This is a genomic window from Microbulbifer okhotskensis (genome assembly GCF_023895975.1).
Taxonomy (GTDB): Bacteria; Pseudomonadota; Gammaproteobacteria; order Pseudomonadales; family Cellvibrionaceae; genus Microbulbifer; species Microbulbifer okhotskensis.
Window position 1 is genome coordinate 1 of record NZ_JALBWM010000265.1, and the last position, 1,795, is coordinate 1,795.

The following is a 1,795-nucleotide window of genomic DNA, read 5'->3' on the forward strand; positions in this document are numbered from 1 at the left end:
TAGACAAGATAATTACAGCCACCATTTAAGCTGATTTATATGGGACAGCCCTGGGTGCCCCCCCACAAGGTCGAATGGTATGCATAACTTACATAGAAAATATAAATAAACACCACCAAACCCACTTACTATCAGGGCCCGACACTTCCTGATCACCAAAAGAACTTAATATGGCCACCAACATTTAATTAGCATTGATTTGAAAAATTGACATTTCAACAGGCCATTGAGGATAGCATTTTTAGCAGCCTGATTACCCGCACAGGAATGCTCCATTGCTTAAAGTTAGCCACAAAAATATATCCAACCTTAATTAACTACTAGAGAACGGCATGTAAAGCCTACTCTCGCTTAACGCCTTTAATCGTATAAATTAAAGGGATATCATACCCCTTATGAGAAAGATAAAATCTCCCCCTATCACGCTCCTCCATACCATCAAAACAGTTATACGGACTATACGGGTATTCATTAAGCTGGATGATTTCAATGCCAGCCTCAATCAAAGCGTTGACTACATCGCTGATTGGGTGAGCCCATGTAGCTAGAGTTAACTTCTCGGCTTGACCATTTTCTGTATAAGTACCGGCTTCCTCCACATCTGGATCGGTGAGATGGAAATAGGAATACCCAAAGAAAATATCATAAAATGGATGAAACTCAGCTATATAGAAAGTACCACCAGGCTTCAGGCAGCGAGCAACAGTCGCAGCCCACCTATGAATATCGGGAAGCCAACAGAGGGCACCATACGAGGTAAAGACAACATCATATTCACCGTCAAATTCATCACCAAAGCGATATAAGTCAGCACAAATAAATCGGCTTTCTAGACCCAACTGCAGCGATAACAATTTTGCCGTATCTATTGCGACAGAAGATAGATCAACACCCGTCACATCCGCCCCTAATCTTGCCCAGGATAAAGTATCCAGCCCAAAATGACACTGCAAGTGGAGCAGAGTTTTCCCCGACACCTCCCCAAGCTCTCTTATCTCAATATCTTGAAGCGAACTTCCTCCGCCTAGAAACCCTTCAACGTCATAAAATTCTGAGTCAACATGGATTTTTGCTCTTTTATCCCAAGAAATTTTATTTATATTTAAATAATCCACAGTTACCCCCCGTAATCATCTAAAGATATTCGATGCTAGCCTAACACGATACAACTATACTGAAACCTATTACGTGAATTACCATCTACTTCACTATGATAGCTTCATTAGAACAAAAAAATCAGCAGATAAGATCCGAATTCACCGATTTATACAGAGTCACGCTCTCTGACAAGCTATTGGAGAGTCTATTAGCAACCTGCTATCTCGAATGCCTTCCTATTTGGGGACAAGATAAGGTATATATATTAGCGCTTGAGCTGCGAGGGGCTTTGTAGGTATGCACCCTATATCTGAGCCAGTAAACCCGCGACCCCCCCCCTAATAACAACCCCCTAGTTCGCAACATACCTATAAACCATAACCTGCACGAAAGCACCTGACAGGAAAGGTAAAAATCCCACTAACCGACCCCCATACCAAAGAAAAAATACCCAAGGACACAAAGTAATGCCAAAATACCAATTAAAACAGTCTGTCCTGGCATTTTCGATGGAGTGGGCTCAAGGCTATGCTCATTAATGTAAGCATCAATGATACCTTTAGCTTCTGACAACCCAATATCGCGATGTTCACGTAAAAGCTTAATCGCACTAACAATTCTTTTACCCTCGATCTCCTCAACCACGAGTTATAACCGAATCTGGTGTTTGAGGGTTTGAAAGAAAGTAGCGTATCTG

At 41.8% G+C, this 1,795-nt stretch carries 2 protein-coding genes; both read right to left on the reverse strand.

The features are described from left to right. Window positions 1-341 precede the first annotated feature (341 nt). Complete coding sequence (locus MO867_RS21900; RefSeq protein WP_252473105.1) at window positions 342-1,115, reverse strand: class I SAM-dependent methyltransferase; 774 nt, start codon at window positions 1,113-1,115, stop codon at window positions 342-344. Between the two features lie 403 nt (window positions 1,116-1,518). Further along, entirely contained in the window at window positions 1,519-1,743 is a 225-nt protein-coding gene (locus MO867_RS21905; RefSeq protein ID WP_252473107.1) for a hypothetical protein, read from the reverse strand. Window positions 1,744-1,795: the final 52 nt, after the last annotated feature.